At 69.7% G+C, this 21,921-nt stretch carries 20 protein-coding genes, 1 tRNA gene and 2 pseudogenes; 13 read left to right on the top strand and 10 right to left on the bottom strand.

Translation table 11 applies throughout. The features are described 5' to 3' along the window. Positions 1-187 precede the first annotated feature (187 nt). Together AB0I18_RS28515 and AB0I18_RS28510 are read left to right on the top strand one after the other, a co-directional pair. A complete protein-coding gene (locus tag AB0I18_RS28515; protein WP_363108452.1) occupies positions 188-1,468 on the top strand; it encodes a glucarate dehydratase family protein in 1,281 nt (426 codons plus the stop codon). A gap of 80 nt (positions 1,469-1,548) precedes the next feature. Beyond that, positions 1,549-2,310, top strand: a complete 762-nt coding sequence (locus AB0I18_RS28510; protein ID WP_363108451.1) for a PIG-L deacetylase family protein — start codon at positions 1,549-1,551, stop codon at positions 2,308-2,310. Positions 2,311-2,359: 49 nt separating this feature from the next. Here AB0I18_RS28510 and AB0I18_RS28505 read toward each other — a convergent pair whose 3' ends face one another. After that, a complete protein-coding gene (locus AB0I18_RS28505) occupies positions 2,360-2,806 on the bottom strand; it encodes a nitroreductase family deazaflavin-dependent oxidoreductase (RefSeq protein WP_363108450.1) in 447 nt (148 codons plus the stop codon). Positions 2,807-3,229: 423 nt separating this feature from the next. Here AB0I18_RS28505 and AB0I18_RS28500 point away from each other — a divergent pair, with 423 nt between their 5' ends. Next, on the top strand, positions 3,230-4,702 hold the full coding sequence (locus AB0I18_RS28500; protein WP_363108449.1) for a glycoside hydrolase: 1,473 nt from the start codon (positions 3,230-3,232) through the stop codon (positions 4,700-4,702). A gap of 79 nt (positions 4,703-4,781) precedes the next feature. Here the strand turns inward: AB0I18_RS28500 and AB0I18_RS28495 are convergent. Then, positions 4,782-5,982: pseudogene (locus AB0I18_RS28495) on the bottom strand (GDSL-type esterase/lipase family protein). A gap of 58 nt (positions 5,983-6,040) precedes the next feature. Beyond that, positions 6,041-6,610: a TetR/AcrR family transcriptional regulator gene (locus AB0I18_RS28490; protein ID WP_363108448.1), complete on the bottom strand. Its 570-nt coding sequence runs from the start codon at positions 6,608-6,610 to the stop codon at positions 6,041-6,043. An 88-nt stretch (positions 6,611-6,698) separates the two neighbouring features. Here AB0I18_RS28490 and AB0I18_RS28485 point away from each other — a divergent pair, with 88 nt between their 5' ends. Continuing rightward, a complete protein-coding gene (locus tag AB0I18_RS28485) occupies positions 6,699-7,190 on the top strand; it encodes an FBP domain-containing protein (RefSeq protein WP_363108447.1) in 492 nt (163 codons plus the stop codon). Between the two features lie 46 nt (positions 7,191-7,236). Continuing rightward, entirely contained in the window at positions 7,237-7,887 is a 651-nt protein-coding gene (locus AB0I18_RS28480; protein ID WP_363108446.1) for a GNAT family N-acetyltransferase, read from the top strand. A gap of 124 nt (positions 7,888-8,011) precedes the next feature. On the opposite strand, the gene AB0I18_RS28475 is transcribed toward AB0I18_RS28480, so the two are convergent. The 3 genes from AB0I18_RS28475 to AB0I18_RS28465 are packed head-to-tail and all read right to left on the bottom strand — an operon-like array spanning position 8,012 to position 10,972. Further along, entirely contained in the window at positions 8,012-9,127 is a 1,116-nt protein-coding gene (locus AB0I18_RS28475) for a DUF4037 domain-containing protein (RefSeq protein ID WP_363108445.1), read from the bottom strand. Positions 9,128-9,182: 55 nt separating this feature from the next. Then, on the bottom strand, positions 9,183-10,436 hold the full coding sequence (locus AB0I18_RS28470; RefSeq protein ID WP_363108444.1) for a multidrug effflux MFS transporter: 1,254 nt from the start codon (positions 10,434-10,436) through the stop codon (positions 9,183-9,185). Beyond that, complete coding sequence (locus AB0I18_RS28465) at positions 10,433-10,972, bottom strand: MarR family transcriptional regulator (protein ID WP_363108443.1); 540 nt, start codon at positions 10,970-10,972, stop codon at positions 10,433-10,435. The genes AB0I18_RS28470 and AB0I18_RS28465 overlap by 4 nt, the downstream gene beginning before the upstream one ends. 218 nt (positions 10,973-11,190) lie before the next feature. On the opposite strand from AB0I18_RS28465, the pseudogene AB0I18_RS28460 reads away from it, so the two are divergent. Beyond that, positions 11,191-11,573: pseudogene (locus AB0I18_RS28460) on the top strand (cupin). A 223-nt stretch (positions 11,574-11,796) separates the two neighbouring features. Then, entirely contained in the window at positions 11,797-12,711 is a 915-nt protein-coding gene (locus AB0I18_RS28455; RefSeq protein WP_363108442.1) for a YceI family protein, read from the top strand. 121 nt (positions 12,712-12,832) lie between these two features. On the opposite strand, the gene AB0I18_RS28450 is transcribed toward AB0I18_RS28455, so the two are convergent. The 3 genes from AB0I18_RS28450 to AB0I18_RS28440 are packed head-to-tail and all read right to left on the bottom strand — an operon-like array spanning position 12,833 to position 16,325. Continuing rightward, positions 12,833-13,738, bottom strand: coding sequence for an amidohydrolase (locus AB0I18_RS28450; protein WP_363108441.1), 906 nt, complete (start codon positions 13,736-13,738; stop codon positions 12,833-12,835). Then, entirely contained in the window at positions 13,735-15,327 is a 1,593-nt protein-coding gene (locus AB0I18_RS28445; protein WP_363108440.1) for an aromatic amino acid ammonia-lyase, read from the bottom strand. Before AB0I18_RS28445 ends, AB0I18_RS28450 begins: the two co-directional genes overlap by 4 nt. Further along, positions 15,324-16,325: an ornithine cyclodeaminase family protein gene (locus AB0I18_RS28440; protein WP_363108439.1), complete on the bottom strand. Its 1,002-nt coding sequence runs from the start codon at positions 16,323-16,325 to the stop codon at positions 15,324-15,326. The genes AB0I18_RS28445 and AB0I18_RS28440 overlap by 4 nt, the downstream gene beginning before the upstream one ends. A 210-nt stretch (positions 16,326-16,535) precedes the next feature. Here AB0I18_RS28440 and AB0I18_RS28435 point away from each other — a divergent pair, with 210 nt between their 5' ends. The 5 genes from AB0I18_RS28435 (at position 16,536) to AB0I18_RS28415 (ending at position 21,211) form a co-directional block, all read left to right on the top strand. Beyond that, positions 16,536-17,804 (top strand): ABC transporter ATP-binding protein, encoded by a 1,269-nt coding sequence (locus AB0I18_RS28435; RefSeq protein ID WP_363108438.1) that lies wholly within the window; start codon positions 16,536-16,538, stop codon positions 17,802-17,804. Then, positions 17,801-18,466 (top strand): ABC transporter permease subunit, encoded by a 666-nt coding sequence (locus AB0I18_RS28430; protein WP_363108437.1) that lies wholly within the window; start codon positions 17,801-17,803, stop codon positions 18,464-18,466. The genes AB0I18_RS28435 and AB0I18_RS28430 overlap by 4 nt, the downstream gene beginning before the upstream one ends. Beyond that, positions 18,463-19,152 (top strand): ABC transporter permease, encoded by a 690-nt coding sequence (locus AB0I18_RS28425; protein WP_363108436.1) that lies wholly within the window; start codon positions 18,463-18,465, stop codon positions 19,150-19,152. Before AB0I18_RS28430 ends, AB0I18_RS28425 begins: the two co-directional genes overlap by 4 nt. 71 nt (positions 19,153-19,223) lie before the next feature. Continuing rightward, positions 19,224-20,144, top strand: a complete 921-nt coding sequence (locus AB0I18_RS28420; protein WP_363108480.1) for an ABC transporter substrate-binding protein — start codon at positions 19,224-19,226, stop codon at positions 20,142-20,144. 242 nt (positions 20,145-20,386) lie between these two features. Next, positions 20,387-21,211 carry a MurR/RpiR family transcriptional regulator gene (locus AB0I18_RS28415; protein WP_363108479.1) on the top strand — a complete coding sequence of 275 codons (825 nt, stop codon included), beginning with the start codon at positions 20,387-20,389 and terminating at the stop codon, positions 21,209-21,211. 71 nt (positions 21,212-21,282) lie between these two features. On the opposite strand, the gene AB0I18_RS28410 is transcribed toward AB0I18_RS28415, so the two are convergent. Beyond that, positions 21,283-21,699, bottom strand: a complete 417-nt coding sequence (locus tag AB0I18_RS28410) for a nuclear transport factor 2 family protein (protein WP_363108435.1) — start codon at positions 21,697-21,699, stop codon at positions 21,283-21,285. A 70-nt stretch (positions 21,700-21,769) separates the two neighbouring features. Between AB0I18_RS28410 and AB0I18_RS28405 the strand changes: the two genes are divergently transcribed. Continuing rightward, positions 21,770-21,843: transfer RNA gene (locus AB0I18_RS28405), tRNA-Pro, on the top strand. Positions 21,844-21,921: the final 78 nt, after the last annotated feature.

Here is a 21,921-nt window from a genome sequence, read left to right as displayed (position 1 = left end):
CTGTTGGCCAACACCCATAGGCCAACGTCCGTATGCCAACACGTGTATGCCCACAGTCGTCACACCCCTAGTTTCGAGGAGACATGAAGGACGTCGGCGACGTACGGGCGCCCCTGCTCGACCCCATGCCGGAGCACACGGCCCGGCTGGCGAAACCGATCGACCACGGCCTGGAGGCAGTCCACGCATGAGCACCACGACCACTGGTACTGGCACTGGAACCGGCACCCGGATCCGCGAACTGATCGTCACGCCGATCGCCTTCCGCGACCCGCCACTCCTCAACTCCAACGGTGTGCACGAGCCCCTCGCCCTGCGCTGCGTCCTGCAACTCGTCCTGGAGGACGGCACCGTCGGTCTCGGTGAGTCGACCGGCGGCGACGTCCGTCTCGAACGACTGCTGGTCGCCGCGAAGGCGGTCGTCGGCATGGACGTCTTCGACAGCACGGCCGTCGCCGCCGCGATCGACACCGCCCTGCGGCCCACCGTGCCCAGCTCCCATGAGCGCGGCTGGACCACCTCCGCCGTGGAGGTGGCGTGCCTCGACGCCCAGGGAAAGCTCACCGGACGCCCCGTCAGTGACCTGCTCGGCGGCACGGTCCGCGACTCCGTGCCTTTCGCCGCCTACCTCTTCTACAAGTGGGCCGAACACCCGGCGCTCGACGGCAGCCCGGCGGTCGGCGACGACTGGGGCGAGGCCCTCGACCCGGCCGGCATCGTCGAGCAGGCCCGGCTGATGCAACAGCGGTACGGCTTCCGGTCGTTCAAGCTCAAGGGCGGCGTCTTCCCGCCAGACGAGGAGATCGCCGCGATCCGCGCACTGGCCGAGGCGTTCCCCGGCCAGCCCCTGCGCCTCGACCCCAACGCCGTCTGGACGGTGGAGACTTCGCGGTACGTCGCGCGCGAACTCGACGGCGTACTCGAATACCTGGAAGACCCGACGGACACCATCCCCGGTATGGCCGAGGTCGCGAAGACCGCGCCCATGCCGCTGGCCACCAACATGTGCGTGATCGCCTGGGAGCAGCTGCGCCCGGCCGTCGAGCAGAACGCGATCCAGGTCCTCCTCACGGACCACCACTTCTGGGGCGGGCTGCGCCGGACCCGTGAACTCGCCGCCGTCTGCGAGGCGTTCGGCATCGGCCTGTCCATGCACTCCAACTCACACCTCGGCATCAGCCTCGCCGCCATGACCCACGTGGCCGCCGCCATCCCCAACCTCGACACCTCCTGCGACACCCACTACCCGTGGAACTCCGCGGACGACGTGGTGGTCCCCGGCGTCCTCGAACTGCGCGACGGCGCGGTCAAGGTCCCCACCGGACCCGGTCTCGGCGTCGAACTCGACCACGACGCCCTGGACCGGCTGCACCGGCTCTACCTCGACTCGGGGATGCGCGGCCGCGACGACACCGGCTACATGCGGCGCATCCACCCGGAGTACGAGCGCAAGCTCCCTCGGTGGTGACACCGGTGCCCGTACACCTGTGACGGCAGGTGTGGGTCAAACGGCGGACGGCGGGCCCGGAACGCGGAAGGATGGCCGACATGACATTGCCTGCCCTTCCCGAGGAGTCCTTCCACCGCGTGCTCTGTGTCGTCGCCCACCCTGACGACATGGAGTACGGCACGTCCGCCGCCGTCGCCCGCTGGACAGCGCGCGGCATCGAGGTCGGCTATCTCCTGCTCACCCGCGGCGAGGCCGGCATGCCGAACCCTCCCGAGGAGACGGCACGCCTGCGCGTCGCCGAGCAGCAGGCGGCCTGCACCGTCGTCGGCGTCAAGCACCTGACCGTCCTCGAACATCCGGACGGCGTGCTCGTCTACGGCCTCGACCTGCGCCGGGACATCTGCCGGGAGATCCGCCGGTTCAAGCCCGACGTCGTACTCGGCACCGGTTACGAGATCGAGACGCCCTATGGCTTCGACCAGGCCGACCACCGCGCGGCCGGGCTCGCGACACTCGACGCGGTGCGCGACGCGGGCAACCGGTGGGTCTTCCCGGAGCAGATCGACGACGAGAACCTCGAACCGCACTCCGTGCGCTGGCTCATCGTCCCCGGACTCGCCGGCTCCGGCGCGACCCACGGCGTCGAGGTCACGGGTGAGCCGCTGCGCCGCGGCGTCGCCTCGCTGGAGGCGCACGCCGCGTACCTGGCCGCGCTCCCGGACCACCCCGCGCCCAAGGACTTCATCCCGAAGTTCACCGCGATGAGCGGCAAGGCCATGGGCGTCGAGCACGCCGTCCTGTTCCGCGCCCACGACCTGCAGGCACCACCGGAGTTCTTCACCGAAGCCGATCAGGACTGACTCGGGGTCACCCGGTGACGATGTGCCCGTCAAGTTCCTTGAGCCGGGGTCAGTCCTGCGGAGTGAGCAGCACGATCGGGATCTCGCGGTCGGTCTTCCGTGCGTACTCGTCGTACAGCGGGAAGATGCTCGCCATCCGGGGCCAGAGGAGCTCACGTTCGGCCGGCGTCGCGACCCGGGCGCGAGCGGTGAACCGACGGCCGCCGACCTGCACCCCGACGCTCGGGTCCGCCCGGAGGTTCTTGAACCACGCCGGATCCTCGTCGGCACCGCCCTTGGAGGCGACGACGACGAAGTCCTCGCCCGCGGTGCCGTAGATCAGGCAGGTGCGGCGCGCAACGCCGGTCCTGCGTCCGGTCGTGGCGAGCACGAGCGTGTAGACGCCGTTCGACTCGTGTCCCTCGGCGCCACCCGAGGCCAGATACGTACGGGTCTGCTCGGCGACCCAGTCCCATTGCGAATCGGTGGCGTGGTCGAGGTCATCGGCGACAGCCATGACGGACGGTCCTTTCTGGAGCGGAGGTTCAGGAGTGGAGGTAACGGAAGTCTGGTGCGGAACGTGCTGACCGGCGATCAACTTCGGTTGGGGCGCCCTCGGCGCACTGACCACGACGCAGGCGTGATCCATCCGGTAGATCATCATTCCTCCCGCGTCACGCGGCCCGTCGTGGCCGCTCGTGTCCCTGGGACGGAGCCGGTGCACCCTTCTCGACACCGCGACGCCTGTGATGGCGGTCACATCCCCTGCCGGGCGCGGCCGGCTCGCGTGAGGCTGTGACGACTGGGGCGTGCACGCAGCCGTGTGACACGGGCGCCCGCAAACTTATCGAAACAGAAAGCGCTGTCATCCGTCTCGACAACCGCATGCCCCCGCCTCATTCTTCAGTGAGGTGGGGGCATGATCGCGACAGGAGACTCCATGATGAAGCGCAGATCCCTGCTGGCGGCGGCGGGCGGCACGCTGCTCGGCAGTGCCCTGGCGACGGGCACCGCCCGAGCCGACGCGACCATCGGCGTCAACCCCGGTACCAACTACGGACGTTGGGAGGGCTGGGGCACCTCGCTCGCGTGGTGGGCCAACGTGTTCGGCGCGCGTGACGACTTCGCCGACATCTTCTTCACCACCAAGTCCGTCGCGTACAACGGCAGGACACTGCCGGGCCTCGGCATGAACATCGCCCGCTACAACCTGGGCGCGTGCAGCTCGAACAGCGTGGAGGGCCAGAGCATGGTCGCCTCGCCCAACATCCCGGCCTTCAAGCAGATCGAGGGCTTCTGGCAGGACTGGAACAACGAGGACCCCGCGTCCTCGGCCTGGGACTGGTCGGCGGACGCCGCCCAGCGTGCCGCCCTCGTCAAGGCGACCCAACGGGGCGCGGTCAGCGAGCTGTTCGCCAACTCGCCCATGTGGTGGATGTGTTCCAACCACAACCCGTCCGGCGCGTCCGGCGGCGGCAACAACCTCCAGACCTGGAACTACCGCCAGCACGCCTCCCACCTGGCCGCCGTGGCCCTGCGCGCGAAGAACAACTGGGGCGTGAACTTCGCGACCGTCGACCCTTTCAACGAGCCCTCGTCCACCTGGTGGACGGCCACCGGCACCCAGGAGGGCTGCCACATGGACGCCTCCGTCCAGGCGGCCGTACTCCCGCACATGCGCAGCGAACTCGACAAGCGCGGCCTGACGGCTACGAGGATCTCCGCGTCGGACGAGACGAGCTACGACCTGGCGCGTACGACCTGGAACTCCTTCGGGTCGTCGACGAAGGCGCTGGTCAGCCAGTTCAACGTGCACGGCTACCAGGGCTCGGGCGGCCGCCGCGACCTCCTCCACACGGACGTCGTGACGACGGCGGGCAAGAAGCTCTGGAACTCGGAGACCGGCGACAGCGACGGCAGCGGCCTCACCATGGCGAGCAACCTGTGCCTGGACTTCCGCTGGCTGCACCCGACCGCCTGGGTCTACTGGCAGGTGATGGACCCGTCCACAGGCTGGGCGATGATCGCGTACAACGCGAGCACGCTGCAGCCGACCACCGTCCAGCCCAAGTACTACGTGATGGCCCAGTTCAGCCGCCACATCCGTCCCGGGATGACGATCCTGGACACCGGCGTCGGATACGCGGTCGCGGCCCATGATGCGGCGGCCAGGCGACTGGTCATCGTGGCCGTCAACTCCGGTGCCGCGCAGAACCTCACCTTCGACCTGTCCCGCTTCGGCCAGGTCACCGGCGGCAGCGGCGGGCTCGTACGGAGCTGGAGCACCGCGACCTCCGGCGGCGGCGACCTCTACACCGCGCGCACGAACCTGCGCCTGAACGGCAAGAGCCTCGTCGTGCCCTTCGGCGCCGCCTCGGTGCAGACCTTCGAGATCGACGGCGTGACGGTGTGAACGCGTGATGGCGTGACCGTCGGCCGAGCACGGTGATGATCCGGCTCCGCTCCTGGCCTGACCTCTGACCAGGGCCGGATCAGACGCGGCTGTTCGCGGCGGCTTCGGCGGTGAACGGGCCGCCGGGGGAGAAGACGTGGGCGGCGAAGCGTTCGCCGATGCGGCGGTGTGTGGCGGCGTCCGGGTGAAGCTCATCGGGCAGCGGCAGCTCGGCGAAGTCCGCTTCGCCGTAGAGGCCGCGACCGTCGAGGTAGTGCAGGTTCGGGTCGTCCGCCGCCCGCTGCTTCACCAGGCGGCTCAGTTCGTCCCGTATGACGTTGAGGGTCAGCTTCCCCGCCGGCCCGTTCCGCCGGGTCGCCCGTGGCCAGGAACCGGAGCCTTCCCGCGCCGAGTTCGCCGAAGTCCGGGGCGCTGGGGCCGGGGGTGTCCTCGTGGATGGGGCACAGGATGGGCGAGGTGACCAGCAGCGGAGTGGTGGGGTGGCCCTCGCGTACGGTGTCGAGGAAGCCGTGCACCGCCGGAGTGAAGGCGCGCAGGCGCATCAGGTCGGCGTTGACGAGGTTGATGCCGATCTTGACGCTGATCAGGTCGGCGGAGGTGTCGCGCAGGGCACGGGCGGTGAACGGGTCGAGCAGGGCGCTGCCGCCCAGGCCCAGATTGATCAGTTCCACGCCGCCGAGGGCGGCGGCAAGGGCGGGCCAGGTGGTGGTGGGGCTCGCGGCGTCGGAGCCGTGACTGATCGAACTGCCGTGGTGCAGCCACACCCTGCGGCCCCGGTCCGGTGCGGGCTCGACCGGGGCGTCGGTGCGCAGGGCGACGAGTTCGGTCGTCTCGTTGTGCGGCAGCCAGATCTCGACGTCCTTGACGCCGGCGGCCAGGCCCGTGAAGCAGAGGGTGCCGGCCGCCCCGGGGCGGTTCTCGGCGGTCCCCGTGGCCATGTCGATCACCAAGGTGTTGCCGCCCGTCACACTGGCCTGGCCGGCCAGGCGGCCGTCGACGAGCAGGTCGTACACGCCGTCCGGGCGCGGCGGGGCTCCCACGTAGACCCGCTTGGTGGGCAGGGTGTCCAGTTCGACGGCGGTGGCCCGGGTGCGGAAGACCAGCCGTACGCCCGACGGCTGGGACTCGGCCATGGTCAGTTGCCCGTCGGTGTACTGGGCGCGGGCCCGGGTGGGCAGCCGGTGCGGCAGCACGCCGTGCTCGGTGCGCTCCAGGTCGAGGGCGCCGCGGAGGAGGTCCGCGGTGATGGGTGTGGTGATCCAGTCGTGCTCGGTGTGCATGGTCTCAACCTGTTGATCAAGGTGTCGGGAGGGGCTGGACCAGGGCTCAGAGCTCTGGTCAGGGTGCGGGCCAGTTCCGCAGCAGGGCGTCGAGGGCGTCCATGGTCCGTGACCAGGATTCCTGCGAGTCGGGGGCGCTGTGGCTGAACCCTCCGCCCATCTCCAGGCTGACGTAGCCGTGGAAAACACTGCCCAGCAGCCGGACCGCGTGCGTCTGGTCCGGCTCCGGCAGGTCGTAGCCGCGCAGGATCGCCCGGGTCATCTGTGAGTGTCTGCCGCCGGCGCTGGCGGCTGCTGTCTCCGGGTCGAGTCTCAGCTGGGTCGCGGCGTAGCGGCCGGGGTGCTCCCGGGCGTAGTCGCGGTAGACGTTCGCCAAGGCGGTCAGGGCGTCCTTGCCGGCCCGCCCGGCCAGTGCCGCGGCGCCCAGGTCGGCGAGTTCCTCCAACGCGAGCAGGGCGATCCTGGTCCGGAGATCCTGAGAGTTCTTCAGGTGTGAGTACAGGCTCGCGACCTTGACGTCGAACCGCCGGGCCAGCTCCGAGACGGTCACCTGGTCGAAGCCGACCTCGTCGGCCAGCTCGGCTCCCGCCCGGGTGAGGCGTTCCGTGGTCAGTCCTACACGTGCCATACGACTCCTCCCCCTCCTCCCGTTCAGCAGAACGGTGAAGCTCATTATGTATTTGCCTAAGAGGTTTAGGCAAATTAGCCTGCCCTTTATGAAGCCACTGACCGAGCAAGAGATCCGTGCCGCGTTCGTGAACTGCACCAAGGGTGCGGCGAAACGCCTGTCCGTCCCGCGTGACCTGGCCGACCGCCCCTGGGGCGACCTGGACTACTTCGGCTGGCGAGATCCGCAGGCCCCCGACCGCACCTACCTCGTGACCGAGCTGGACGGCCGCCCGCGGGCCGTCGCGATGCGCTGCCCCGCCCCCGCCTCCTGGCAGACGCGGCGCAGCATGTGCGCGATGTGCGTGACCACCCACACCGGCGGTGTCTCCCTGATGGTCGCGCCGAAGGCGGGCAAGGCCGGACAGCAGGGCAACTCGGTGGGCATCTACATATGCAGCGACCTCTCCTGCTCGCTGTACGTGCGGGGCATGAAGGACGCGGGCGCAGGCGCGCGGCTCCACGAGACGATCACCCTGGAGGAGAAGATCCAGCGGACGGTGGCGAACATCTCCGCGTTCGTCGCCAAGGTGACCGCGTGAATCTGTAACATCCCTTATTCGTGTGCACCTATTACATGGGGGTCGGATGGATACCGAGATCGTGCGGGCCTGGGTCGACGGCTGGGCCGTCTCGCGCGGGGCCGCGCCTCCGGTGGAGGAGCCCTGGGGATTCACGGTCGACGTCGGGCTGCCAAAGCAGGTGACCCGACACGTCCTGCCCCATGCCGACGAGGCGCTCATCCGCAAGCTCACGGAAACGGTCACAGCGCCCGGCACCTGGCTCAAGGTGTTCACGGCCCCGGAGACCATCGCCCCCTGGCTCGCCCCCGGATGGTCTTTCGGCGACCCCGGCTTCCTGATGTCGACGACCCTGCGTCCGTCCGCCACGGACCTCCCCATCGGCTACCGGCTGCGTACCTGGAGCCGAGGCGATGTCACCCGCGCCCTCGTCCTCGGCGAGGACGGCACCTTTGCCGCACACGGCCAGGTCGGCGGCCCCGCAGGCGCCGGTTCTGTCGTCTTCGACCAGATCGAAACAGCGCCTGCTCACCGTCGCCGTGGCTTGGCACGGGTGGTCATGCACACCCTGGCGGCCGCGGCTGTCGCGGCGGGCGGCCGGACCGGGGTGCTCGGCGCGACGGTTGAAGGGCGGGGCCTGTATGAGTCCCTCGGCTGGACCACGCTGGCGCCGGTCACCAGCTGTTACCTGAACCGCGACGACCCTCCCGCCTGTTGAATTCGCTGAGCCTGCCGACCGTCGGCCTCCGTCTTCCGCAGGCAGGGCTCGATGGTCACCCAACCGCCGTTCCTGGCACTGCCGTTCAGGCGGAACGTCGGTGACGCCGAGGAGGCCGGGCCCTTCATCCGAGTGCGTCGAGTGCGTCGAGCACAGCGCGCGCAGGACGTCGCTGTCCGAGGAAGTCCGTGTTGTCAGTCCACTGATCCACGCTCCCGGACAGCGGCAGGGCACGCAGCGTCGGATCAGAGATCGTTCGCGCCAGAGCCTGCGCGAAACGCTCGGCGTGCAGCACCTGGAACGGTCGGCTGTGATAGCGCCGCCGTGTCGGATCCACCTGTTCCGCGAGCCCCGTGGCGTTCTGCAGGACGGCGACGACCTCGTACGCGTCACACAGGTGCTTCTCCCGCGCCGAGTACTCCACCGCCGTCACCGCACCCCACAGTGAAGGCATCAGCCCCTCGGCCACCGGCAGTTGTCTGAACGCGCTCCCCAACCACTTGCTGTAGGGCGCGTATCGCCGCCCGAGGAGCAGGCACAGTCGCATCAGGTCCCGCACCAGCCGCCCGGTGACCACAGCCGATCCGAGCTCGTCCCCCACCTCGGCACAGCGTCCGACGAACGCTTCCTCCTGAGAGATCCGCTGCCACTGACAGGCCAGCAGATACCTCCACACCTCATCGGGATACCACTCCACCCGTCGGCGCGCTGCCGTGAGGGTGCCGAGTTCGTCGTGGAACACGGCCCCGCCGGTGACCTCGCAGAGCTTCTGCTGCGGCATCGCCAGCCAGTCACCGACCGTCGGTTCGCCGGACGCCCTACCGAGCCCGAGTCCGAGCTGATCGTTCAGCCAGCCGCCGACATCGTTCACCGAGACCCGGTGGTCGACCGGACCGTCCGTCAGCTCCATGACACCGACCGGGTCACCCGGATCACCGTGACGGAAGTGCGTCGGCCAGCCCCGCACACGCTTCGGCAGCCGTTCCCTCAGAAGCTCACGCAGATCGGCACCGTGGCGGGCGGCATCCTCCGGTGCGAGGAAGAGATCCAGCCGTGGGCCCCACTCATGATCCGCCGATCGCGCGGTGTCGAAACCCAGCACCTCGGATCCGGACCCCACCCTCGCCGCCGCATGGCGAAGGCCCGGATACGCCGTATCGAGAATCGGCAGCACCGCCTCCTCGTAGAAGATCCGTGCCAGCTGAAGACCCGGGAGGTGTTCAGGAGCAGGTGGCGTCATGCGGTCACCCTGCTCGGCACGCGCCACGAAATCCACCGAGTTTCGCCGCCCGTTCCTACGGTGTGCGCGTGCGTGTCCGCTTGGTGGCTGTCGCGGCGAGCGTGGCCAGGATGAGGCAGGCGGTCATGACGGCGGCCATCGGAGCGGGGCTGTGCGTGCCGAACAGCCCGACCAGCGGGGAGGCGGCCGCGCCGAACAGGAACTGACCTCCGCCCAGGAGGGCGGAGGTCGCTCCAGGGGCCGCGCGTCCGCGGCTCTGGGCGATGGTGACGACAGCGGGGAAGAAGATCCCGAGCGCCGTGAGGGAGGTCAGCAGGCACAGCCAGGTGAAGGGCATGCTGCTGCCGATGGTCGCCTGAATGAGCAGCAACGCCGCCGGGCCTGTCAGCGCGAGACCGCCGCCGGCGATGAGAAGGGTTTCGGCCGGACGGTGCTGCGCCAGCCGTCCGTAGGCCAGGCTGCCTGCCATGTTGCCGACGGCGTTGACGCCGTAGACCAGGCTTGAGAAGGCTGGGCTGAGGTGGTGGATGTCCTGGAAGACGAAGGTCGTGCCGGCGATGTAGGCGAAGACGGCTGCCCCGCCGAAGGCCAGGGCCAGCACCGGGGCGAGCACCGCGCGCCGGCCGGCGACCCGGCCGATGGCCCGCAGTCCGCCGGCCAGTCCGCCGGCGAGGCGTGCGTGCGGCGGATGGGACTCGGGTATCCAGCGCAGCACGCCCAGGGCGAGGAGCAGGCCGACGACGGCGAGGACGGCGAAGACGTAGCGCCAGGAAACCGCCAGCAGCAGTGCGCCCCCGGCCAGCGGAGCCAGGACCGGGGCGGTGGCGCTGATCGCGCCCAGTCGGGAGAAGACCGGGGCGAGTTCACCGTCACTGAACAGATCGGCCACGACGGCGCGCGCGACGACGATCCCTGCCGCTCCGGTGATGCCCTGCCCGACCCGTGCCGCGTTGAGTACTTCCAAGGTCGGTGCCAGCGCGCAGACAGCGGAGAAGACGGCGAACAGGACGGTCCCGCAGACAAGGACCGGGCGGCGGCCGACGGCGTCGCTGAGCGGTCCCAGGACGAGTTGCCCGACGATGATCCCTGCCAGGAATCCGGTCAGCGACATCTGCGCGCCCGAGGCGTTGGTGTCCAGAGAACGCGCCAGGTCCGGAAGCCCGGGCACGTACATGTCCGTGGCCAGTGGGCTGGCGGCACTGAGCCCGGCCAGGACCAGCAGCAGCCGCGCCCGTCGCTTGGATGCGAGCTGCGGGCCGTCAGCGGTTGCGGATGCCTTCCCAGTGTTCCCGGTGTCGCGGGTGGTCACAGCGCGGGGGCCGCCCCCTCCGCGTCCGAGGACGACACCGCCGACCTGTCGTGTCCGTGCCGGTGCGCGTCCGCGGCGATTTCGGTCTCGGCCACCTGCCGCATGAGTCCGGCGGCGATCCCCAGCACCCCGCGCTCGGCAGGCGACAGTGTCTGACGCAGCGCCGCGGCCAGCCACGCGTTGCCGTCGCGCACATGTTCGCGCAGCGCTTCCCGGCCCGCCTCGGTGAGCACGACGTTCTGGCGCCGCGCGTCCACCTCGCTGCGTGAGCGGCGGATACGGCCCTGCTCCTCCAGCTCGTTGAGCACGCGGGTGAGGGACTGTGTCTGCAGCCCTTCGATTGCGGCCAGCTCGGAGGGCGTCAACGCGCCGCTGTGCCGCAGGTTCGCGAGCACCGATGCGGCCAGTCGCGTCAGTGTCCGTTCGCTTCCCGGCTGCTCGGCGCGGAGCCGTGACGCCAGCCGGGACACGCCCCACCGCAACGACTCCGCCAGGAGTAGATCGGCCCCGGCTTGCTCCTCGACATCATCACTCATGAATACCAAGCTATAGCGTGCTAACTACTCACAACAAGCCGTACATTCCGACGAATTTGCGAAGAGAAAGTTTCGCTTTGTAGTGTCCTGACCTCGAGTCGACGGACATCACGGACAGGTGATCGTCCGTGGGTGCAGTCCCGTTTCGGTCCTCGGGCCGATGACCGCCAGGTCTCGTCGGCCCGAGACCTCGGATACGTCAACGTGAGGAGAGTGGCATGTCATATCCGGAGCCCCGTTATCTGGGAGAGAACGGGGAGATCAACGCGGTGTTCAGGCCGTCCGACGCCGAACCCGAGCTGACCTCCCCGTCCGGCAACCGCACGCACTACCTGGCCACGCACGCCTCGACCGGCGGGGAGTTCGGGCTGTACCGCGTGGGCATGGGGCCCAGGTCACCAGGCCCCGGCACCCACTTCCACCGGTCGATCTCCGAGTCCTTCTTCGTCCTCTCCGGCGAGGTGGGCCTCTACAACGGCGCGAGGAGTACTTCGAGAGGGTCGCGGAGATGGCACAGCGCGGAGGGCGGGAGTTCACCGACTTCCTGGTCCACCACGACAGCTTCTTCGTCGACGAGAAGGACGGACCGGGTACCGCGTGAGGCCTGCGCGGCGGGAGCGCGGACACCCCTGATCGGCACGCTCAGCGGGCGGTGTCTCGTAATGAGACACCCGCGCTGCCACGGCGTGCACCAAGATCATGAGTGGCTCGTGTCCCGATCCTCCGGTGACCTGTGCCCCGAGCGTATTCGCCCTGCGGGAGCCGTCCGGCGGCGGTGCGAGGCGACGTCGAGCCGCCGTAGCAAACGAAGAAAGGTGAACATCATGGCCCTCGCACTGCTCAGGCGCCGACGTTCCAAGGGCGCCTCCGCTGCCGCGGTGGGCCTCGCGTTTCCCCTGCCGCCCGGCGCGGGTGGTGTCGGCTGCGAGGTCATGGACCCCATGGGCCAGCCGATGGGCGGCGCCGATGTCACGGTGACCGCGGTGGACTCCCACCGCGTAGCGGCCCGCGGCACCACGGACCCTTACGGCTTCTTCATGGCGGCCCTGCCGCCGGGCACGTACAGCATGATGGTCATGGCCGAGGGCCTGTCGCCGAACCGCGAGACGATCGACGTCGTCGCCGGCGTGATCCACCCTCCCCAGCGGATCCGCCTGGAGCCGGCCCGCCAACTCGACCTGCCGGCCCCCGGCACCTGGCTCTTCGACCCACCGCACACCGCTATCCGCTTCATCGCCAAGCACGTCGGCATGGCCAACGTCCACGGCCGCTTCGAACGCTTCCAGGGCGGCATCCGGGTCGCGCAGGACATGGCGGACTCCCATGTCTCCGTACGCATCGACGCGTCGAGCATCACCACCGGCAACACGACACGCGACAACCACCTGCGCTCCGCGGACTTCCTTGATGTGGAGCGGTATCCGCACATCGACTTCACGAGTACGCGCTTCGCCTACCGCGGTGGTACGAAGTGGATCCTCCAGGGCAGCCTGACCATGCACGGCATCAGCCGCTCGGTCGCCCTGGACACCACGTACCTGGGCACGGTGAATGGCGGCTACGACCAGGAGTTGCGGTGCGCGGCCCTGGCGAAGGCGGAGCTGCACCGGGAGGACTACACCCTCAACTGGCGTTCGATGCTGGCGCGTGGCATCGCCGTGGTCGGGCCGACGGTCCAACTGGAGCTGGACATACAGGCGATGTACCGCACGCACGACACGCCCACGCCGCCGGAGTAGCTTTCCCGGTCGGACCGGGCCCGGGCGCGTCGAGCAGCCGCGGGCTCGTCGGTGAGCCCGCGGACGCCGAATACGGCGAGGCCGCCCGGAAGGCCGGGAGGCCGTCGCGATCCTGGCGCGGTCAGTCCTTCCCGGTGAGCAGGCGGCGCGGGTTGGCGATGCGGAAGGCGTACGCCGCGGCTCCGCCCAGACCGAAGCCGGGGCGTTGCGGCGGCTCCGCGTAGGGCCGGTCCGAGCCCTGGACGACGACGCCGGTACCGAGGGCGCGGGAGACCGCGTCGACGGCACGAGGACCGTACGAGGAGGTCTCGACGAACATGTCCGGATCCGGCTCCCTCCGCCCCTCGCTACCACCACGGGCGGCGAAGCGCTCGCCGTGCAGCGGGGCGAGGCCGGCCAACAGCGCGAAGACCACCCGCAGTTGCGGATGACGGGGCCGGCCGAAGGCGCGGAAGGCGAACCAGGCGGAGTGCATCTGCTGTACGTACGGGACCATCGCGGGCCACCAGCCGGGCCCGAGGGGCTCACCGGCCGCGGGCCCCGGGTGGACGAACAGCGGGAGGCCGCGCGCCTCCAGCAGATCGAGCAGCGGGGCGCACCGCGCGTAACCGGCGGCGTCGGCAAGGGCGTTGGCCGGGAGCTGGAGGCCGGCGAAGCCACGGTCGAGGGCGTCGGCCGTCGCGTCGGCGTCGATGTCCCGGACGCAGGCGGCGGCCCAGGCGCCGAAGGGCTCGGGCAGTTCGAGCGCGCCCTCGTGATACGCGTCGAGCAGCGGCCGCGCCTCGTCGGACGGCAGCCACTCCACGCCGAGCGGGGCGGACAGCGAGACGAGAGCCAGGTCGAGGCCGTCGGCGGCGGCGAGTTCGGCGCGGCGGGCGACGTCATGGTCGGCCGGCGGGACCTCGTACGGTGGCTCACCGGCGATGTGCAGGGTCCAGCCGTCCAGGAACGGTGGCTCCTCGCGTGCTCGCAGGGCCGCCACGAACAAGGTGCTCCACAGATGCTGGTGCACGTCGACATTGGTCACGATGCTCCTCCCGCCAGGGCGCGCAGTGCGCCCCGCACATCATCGGACCCCAGGATGTCGCCGCTCACCCGGTCCACGTCCACCCCGCAGGGCCGGTCGTCGTCCAGGCGCGGGACGAGTTCGCGGATCGCGCGGTGCAGGAGTCCGGGTCCTCGGCCGAGGGCGGCCGGCGCGGCCAGGTCCACGGCCTGGGCCGCGGCCACGGCCTCCACGGCGAGAAGCTGTCGCAGCCGGACGAGCATCGTCGTCAGCCGCCGGGCCCCGAGCGCCGCGTTGGTCGAGTCGTCCTCGACGGCGTCCGCGCCGTGCCGGGGATCGGTGCACACCGGGGCGGACAGCATACGGATCTCCGCGACGAGGGCCTGCGCCGTCTTGGCCAGCGGTGCGAAGCCCGAACGTTCCGGACCGTACGGCGAGAGGTTCGCGGGCAGTCCGCTGACGGCGGGGTCGAGCAGCCGCCGCATGCGCTCGGCGGAGACCGACGCCGTCTGGGTGAGGGCCAGCGCGAGCGTGTCGAAGGCGAGGGCCAGGGCCGGGGTGTGGAAGTTGCCGGACGAGACGATCTCGCCGGTGTCGGCCAGCACCACCGGATTGTCGCCGCAGCCGTTGAGCTCCGGTTCGAGCGCGGCGCCGGCGAAGTCCAGGGCGGCGTGCAGCGAGCCGTGCACCTGGGCCGCGCAGCGCAGGCTGACCGGGTCCTGGACTCGCCGCGCGCGGCGGGGGTCGCTCAGCTCGCCGCCGTCCAACAGGGCGAGCAGTTCCCGCGCCGCCAAGGACTGCCCGGGGGCCGGCCGGGTGCGCAGGACCCGGGCGTCGAGCGGGCTGGTGTTGGCCCGGAACCCTTCGAAGGTGAGGGCCGTGACCGCCTGGGCCAGGGTGAGGACGGCGGCCGCCTCATGGAGGGCCAGGGCGCCCTGACCGGCGGCCAACGGGCTTGCGCTGCACAGCACATGCCCGTCCTTCGGGCCCAGTTCGGCCGGGGCAAGACCGGCCCGCCGCAGTGCGGCGCCGCCGTCCAGGACCTCGCCGGAGAGCTCGGCCCGGCCTTCGCCGATGACGACCAGGCCGACATGCGCCAGCTGGCACAGGTCGGAGGCGCCGATCGACCCCACCTCCGGGATCACCGGATGCACGCGCGAGTTGAGCATGGCGACCAGCAGCCGCGGGATCTCCGGCCGCACTCCGCTGCCGCCGCCCGCGATGCCGCTGACCCGGGCGAGCACGGCGGCACGTACGACGGGGACCGGCAGCGGATCGCCGACCGCGTTGGCCCGGCCCCGGACCGTACGGACGCTGAACGCTTCGAGCTCGTCGCGCGGCAGTGCGTACGACGACCGGCTGCCAAGACCTGTCGTCAGACCGTACGTCGGCACCTGGCGGTCGACCGCGTCGTCGACGACGGCACGGTCGCGTGCCAGCCGGGGGATCACCTCGTCCGCCAGGACGACCTCGGCGCCGTACCGGGCGACGGCGACGACGTCCTCGCAGGACAGCGTCCGCCCGTCGACGACGACCGGCTCATCGGTGGAGGTGGCGGTGGCGGTGGCGGTGGAGAGGGCACGCGGGGGACGGGGGCGCGTGTCGGTCATGAGAACCGCAGCTTCTGACCGAGGCCGCGCTCTGCCGCCTTGGCGAGCATGGCGGCGCCCAGCGCGATGTCGGACAGCGAGAGTCCGCGGTGCCAGAAGAGGGTCGTCTCATCGGCGCGTTCCCGACCGGGTTTGTCGCCGACGACGATCTCGCACAGTTCGCCGTGCAGGGTCTCCTCGCTGAGCCTGCCCGACTCGACGTGCGCGCGGAGGGCGCCGAACGGCCCGGACCTGGCCTGGCCCCAGTCGTCGACGACGATCTTGTCCATGATGTCGGTGAGGGTGAGTTCGACGGCGCTCATCGTTCCGTACGGTACGACCAGGGCGCCCGGGGCGATCCACCCGGTCTTCAGCAGCGGTTCCGGCCGGTCCAGCCGGGACGCCTCCACCACGATGTCCGCGCCCTCGACGCACGACTTCCAGTCCTCGGTCACGATGACGGGCTTGCCGAGGTCGCGCTCCAGCCGCTCGGCGAAGGCCTTGCGGCTCTCCGGGCGGCGCGAGTGGACACGTATCTCGGAGAGGTCGAAGATCCGGTCCAGCAGCCGGACGTTCCAGTACGACGTGGCGCGGGCGCCGATGTGACCGAGCACCTTGGCGTCGGGACGGGCCAGATGGCGTGCCCCCAGCGCGGTCATCGCACCGGTGCGCATCTCGGTGATGGCGGTGGCGTCGACCACGGCCACCGGCATGCCCGTACGCGGATCGAAGAGGTTGAGCAGCGCCATCTCGGAGGGCAGCCCGGCCTCGTAGTTGCCGACGTAGTCGCCTACGATCTTGACTCCGGCCAGCCCGAGTGGAGCGACATAGCCGCGGAGGACGTTGAAATGACCGTTGAACGTGGGATCGGGCACGAGGTGCACGCGCGGTTCGATGACCGTCTCCCCGCGACCCTGGGCACGTAGCCCCTGCTCGACGGCGTCGAGCACCTCGATGTCGGACATCTCCAGCTTGTCGATGTCCGAGCCGTTCAGGAAGGTGAACCAGATCGGTTCCATGGGATGTCTCCCTATGTCTTGCTGCGTCTGAACTACGTCTGGGGTGGCGATGGCGAGCACTGAAAGGGATATAACTCGCAGAGAGTAATATTGCGGGCGCATTTTTCGCTTTTTCGGCCGAACGTAACGCGCCCTTTACAGAAGAGCATTGACTCTCATTCAGTCACGCACAACTCTGCATGAAGATATACAGCCGGGTAAGGGGCAGTCTTGATCAGATTCGACGCAGTGAGCAAAAATTATCCCAACGGCACCACAGCCGTGGACAACCTGTCCCTGGAGCTCGCCGAGGGCGGCATCACGGTCCTCGTCGGCCCCTCCGGCTGCGGCAAGACCACGAGCCTGCGCATGATCAACCGCATGGTCGAGCCGACGGCCGGCACGGTGAGCCTGCGCGGCCAGGACATCCGGCAGGTCGCGGCACCCGAGCTGCGCCGCGGCATCGGCTACGTGATCCAGCACGCCGGTCTCTTCCCGCACCGCACCGTCCTGGACAACATCGCGACCGTGCCGCTGCTCCTCGGCTGGGGCAAGAAGAAGGCACGGACGCGGGCCGCGGAGCTGCTGGAGCTGGTGGGGCTGCCGGGCGAGATGGCCAAGCGCTATCCCTACCAGCTCTCCGGCGGGCAGCAGCAGCGCGTCGGGGTGGCCAGGGCGCTGGGCGCCGACCCGCCCGTGCTCCTGATGGACGAACCGTTCAGCGCGGTCGACCCCATCGTGCGCGGGGAACTGCAGGCGGAGTTCATCCGGCTGCAGAAGGAGCTGCACAAGACCATCGTCTTCGTCACCCACGACATCGACGAGGCGATCAAGCTCGGCGACAACATCGCGGTGTTCCGTACGGGGGGCAAGCTGGCCCAGTTCGACACCCCGGAGCGGCTGCTCGCTCACCCGGCCGACGATTTCGTGGCCGACTTCGTGGGCCAGGACCGCGGCATTCGCCGGCTGTCCTTCGTCAAGGCGGCCGACCTGCCGCTGCGCGACGGACCGGTGCTGTCGGCGACCGCCCACGTGACCGAGGCCCGGGCGGCGAACGAGCCCTGGGTGCTCGTCGTCGACGCCGACCGGCGGCCGCTCGGCTGGACAGCCGTCGCCGACCTGCCGGACGGCGGCACCCTCGCGGACGCGCCGCTGACACCGCTCGGCCACACGTTCAGCCTCGTCGGCGACTCGGCGCGGGCCGCCCTCGACTCGGCACTCCTGTCGCCCTCCCGCCTCGCGGTGGGGGTGGACGCGGAAGGCGCGGTGATCGGTGTCGCGGACGCGTACGAGCTGTCCGCCGCGATGGCCCGGGACGTGGCCGCCGACGACAGTGCGGCCGATGACGAAGGCGTCGGCGTCAGTGCTGCCGACGGAGAGGGGACCGGCGGCGAGGGAACCGGCGGTGAGCCGGTCGAGGACGAGGCGTCCGAGGCGGCGGCCCCCAAGGTGCTCAAGGGTGACGCGGGCACCGGCAGTTCGGGCGGTGGCGAGCGATGAGCGACGGGGAACCCCTGATCCGGTGGGCGTGGATCGGTGATCACATCGGCGAGCTGGCCGACTACACGGGGGTGCACATGCGGCTGGGACTCCTGCCGGTGCTCTTCGGGCTGATCATCTCGGTGCCCCTGGGCATGCTCTGCCACCGCTGGCGATGGATCTACCCGCCGACCCTGACCGCGGCCAACGTGCTGTACTCGATTCCGTCGCTGGCCCTGTTCATGATCTTCGTCCGGTACACGGGGCTGACCGAACGTACGGTGATGATCCCGCTGACGCTCTACACGCTGTCGGTCCTCATCCCCAACGTCGTGGACGGACTGGCCTCGGTCCCCGAACCGGTACGGCAGGCGGCCACCGCGATGGGATTCGGCACGGTACGCCGGGTCATCCAGGTGGAACTGCCGATCGCCGTGCCCGTCGTCGTCGCCGGTGTACGGGTCGCCGCGGTCTCGTCCATCAGCCTCGTCGCCGTCGGGCAGCTGATCGGACAGGGCGGCCTCGGCTACTACATCACCCGTGGCCTCCAGCTCGACTTCCCGACCCCGATCATCACCGCGACCGTGCTGATCATGCTGCTCGCCCTCGCCACCGACGCCCTGCTGGTGCTGGCTCAGCGACTGCTCACGCCATGGGCCCGCGGCAAGGGGGCGAAGGCATGAACGACCTTCTGAACCAACTCCGGCTCGTGGGCGACTGGTTGACGGCGTCCGAGCAGTGGCACGGGGCGGACGGCATCCCCCACCGGCTCGCGGAACACCTGACCTACAGCGGCCTGTCGCTGCTGTTCGCCACCGTGATCGGGCTGGCGTTCGGACTGCTGGTCGGGCACACCGGCCGCGGGGCGTTCGCCGTCGCCACCGTGGCGAACCTCGCGCGGGCGATCCCCACCTTCGGCCTGGTCGTGCTGGTCGTCACGCTCGCCGGGCTCAGCACCACGCCCGTACTGGTCGCCCTGGTCGCACTCGCCGTCCCGCCGATCCTGATCAACACCTTCGAGGGAGTCCGGGGCGTCGACCCCGACGCCAGGGACGCCGCGCGCGGGATGGGCATGACCGGCTGGGAGGTCCTGTTCAAGGTCGAGGTGCCGATGGCGCTGCCGCTGATCCTGCTCGGGCTGCGGGTCGCCGCGATCCAGGTCGTGGCCACCGCGACCGTCGCCGCGTATCCCGGTCTCGGCGGTCTTGGCCGCTTCATCGTCGACGGACTCGCCCGCAACAACTACGAACTGGTCATCGGCGGATCCGCGGTCGTGGTCATGCTGGCGCTCGTCGTCCAGGCTGTTTTCACCGCGCTGCGGCGCGTCGTCGTGTCGCCGGGTCTACAGGGTTCGGCGACCAGATCCTGACTTCTTGTATCCCCGAGCTCACTCCGGAGAGCCCCGGAGAGCTCCTGAGAAAGGAATGACCCATGAAAGGCATGTACCGCGGCGCCGCGTTCGCCCTGACCGCCGCACTCGCGCTGACCGCCTGCGGCGGCGGCAGCGACGACGACAACCCGCTGACGGGCAGCAGTGGCGACAGCGACGGCAAGACCATCACCGTCGGCTCGGCGAACTTCCCCGAGAACCAGCTGCTCGCCGAGATCTACGCACAGGCCCTGGAGGACAAGGGCCTGAAGGTGACCCGCAAGTTCGACATCGGGGCCCGCGAGGTCTACTACGACCAGGTGGTCAAGGGCGGCATCGGCGTCTTCCCGGAGTACAACGGCGCGTTGCTGTCGGTGGCGGTCGACCCGAAGAGCACCGCGACCAGCACCGAGGACATCAACACCGAGCTGAAGGCGAAGCTGCCGAAGTCGGTCGAGATCCTCGACTCCGCCGCGGCAGAGGACAAGGACTCGGTCACCGTCACCGCTGAAATCGCCGCCAAGCACAACCTCAAGACCCTCGCCGACCTCAAGCCCGTCGCGGGCGACATGACGGTCGGCGCCAGTTCCGAGTTCAAGACCCGCAACCAGGGCATGGTCGGTCTGAAGAAGATCTACGGAGTCGAGTTCGGGAAGTTCCAGCCGCTCGACGCGGGTGCCCAGAGCACCCTGCTGAAACTGCTGAAGGAGGACACGGTCCAGGCCGCCAACCTCTACACCACCGACCCCGCCATCATCGAGGACAAGCTGGTGGTGCTGGAGGACCCGAAGAACCTCTTCTCCTCACAGAACGTCACGCCCCTGGTCTACAAGTCCGCGGTCAACGACACGGCCAAGGAGGCGCTCAACGGCGTCTCGGCCAAGCTCACCACCGAGGACCTGCTGGACATGATGAAGAAGCTCGTCAACGACAAGGAGGACGCCAGCGCTGTCGCCGAGGAGTGGCTGAAGGGCGCCGGCCTCCAGAGCTGACCGGGACGGATATCCGCACTGTTGGGATTATCCGTGGCAGAGGTGGACGGTGGCGGGGGTGGACGGTGGCCGGGTGGTGGGTTCGCCACCCGGCCACCGTCCACCCCCACGTTCCTGGCGCCCATCGTGTGTGAGCCCGGGACTCGGCACGACCGGCTGGGGGGATCAAGGTGACTGACACGGACGATGCCGGAGCGGGAGCGGGAGCGGGAACCGGCGTTGGCGCGCTCCACGAGGGCGGTGTGTCCGCAGGGCTGCACAAGCTGTTCGAGGGACGGCGGCTGACACCGACACAACGGCGCATCGCCCACTACCTGGTCCGGCAGACGGCGGCCGTGCCCTTCCTGTCGAGTGTGGAACTGGCCCAACTGGCCGGAGTGAGCCAGCCGTCGGTGACCCGTTTCGCGGTCGCCCTCGGCTTCGACGGATATCCGGCGCTGCGCAGACATCTGCGGGACCTCGCCCCCGCCGGGACGGCCGACGAAGGACGGTCGAACAACCAGTACCAGCAGGCTGTGTACGCCGAGATCGACAACCTGGTTCATCTGGCGTCCCTGCTCGCCGACCCAGAACCCGTGGAACGCGCGGGCCGGCTGCTCGCCGCCTCCCGGCCACTGCCGGTACTCGGGCTGCGCGCCTCCGCCGCCCAGGCACACGGCTTCGCCTACTTCGCCGCGAAGGTACACCCCGACGTACGCCTGCTCGACGAGGGCGGCTCATCGCTCGCCGACCGGATCGACGCGGCCCGGTACGCCGGCGCGAGCGCACTGCTGTGCTTCGCGCTGCCGCGCCATCCGGCCGAGGTCCTCGACGCCCTCGACCACGCCCGCGGTACGGGACTGACCGTGGTGACGATCGCCGACGGTACGTTCTCCCCGGTCGCCGCCCACAGCGACCTGCTCCTCCCGGCCGCCGTGGGCACCGGCCTGGTCTTCGACACGATCAGTGCCCCCATGCTGCTCGGGCAGGTCCTCCTGGAGGCGATGTGCGACGGCCTGCCCGACGCCCAGGCCCGCCTGGAGGAGTTCGACGCGCGCGCGGCGGCACGGGGCCTGTTCGTCGACTGACAGTGAGGATTGGTGATGGCATCGCCCGGGGGTCCGCCCCCGCTCGTCGACCGACGTGCGGGGCTTCCGCCTCACCTGCCGTACTTGCCGCCCAACGGAACCCTTCGCGCGAGCACCTTGCGATGGCCGATGCGCCAGCCCTGGTCGCCGGGCACGATCGTGTCCTCGTACGTCGCACTGCCGCTCGTGCCGTCCGCGTTGATGCCGATCCCCTTGGACAGGGCGCGGACCTGCCCGTCCGCCAACTCGGTCAGGACGATATTCGTGATGTGATGGCCGACCGGATTCGCCGGACCCAGCGCGAGCGAGGCGTCCCGGATGGCGGCGATTCCCACCAAGGGCTCCGCCGCCCCGAGGTCGGTGACGTCATAGACGATGTCGTCAGTGAACAGCTCGTCCAGCCGGTCCAGCTCCCCGGCATCGAACAAGTGGCCGTGCATCGAGAGCAGTTCTGTGATGGCCATGCGGTCTTCGACGCCGAGCGGCATGAAGTTCCTCTCGTCTACGTACGGTAGGGTTTACCTGCGTGTTCACGCGGAACTCCGCGGTAGGACGCATCGGGACGTGGCGCAGCTTGGTAGCGCACTTGACTGGGGGTCAAGGGGTCGCAGGTTCAAATCCTGTCGTCCCGACTTTACAAAGTCGCAGGTCAGGGGCCGTTTCAGAGCAGATCTGAAGTGGCCCCCTGATCCTTTTTGGGGACCGCTTGG

This window comes from Streptomyces sp. NPDC050704 (assembly GCF_040654355.1).
Taxonomy (GTDB): Bacteria; Actinomycetota; Actinomycetes; order Streptomycetales; family Streptomycetaceae; genus Streptomyces.
This window is presented reverse-complemented; position numbering and strand designations above follow the sequence as displayed.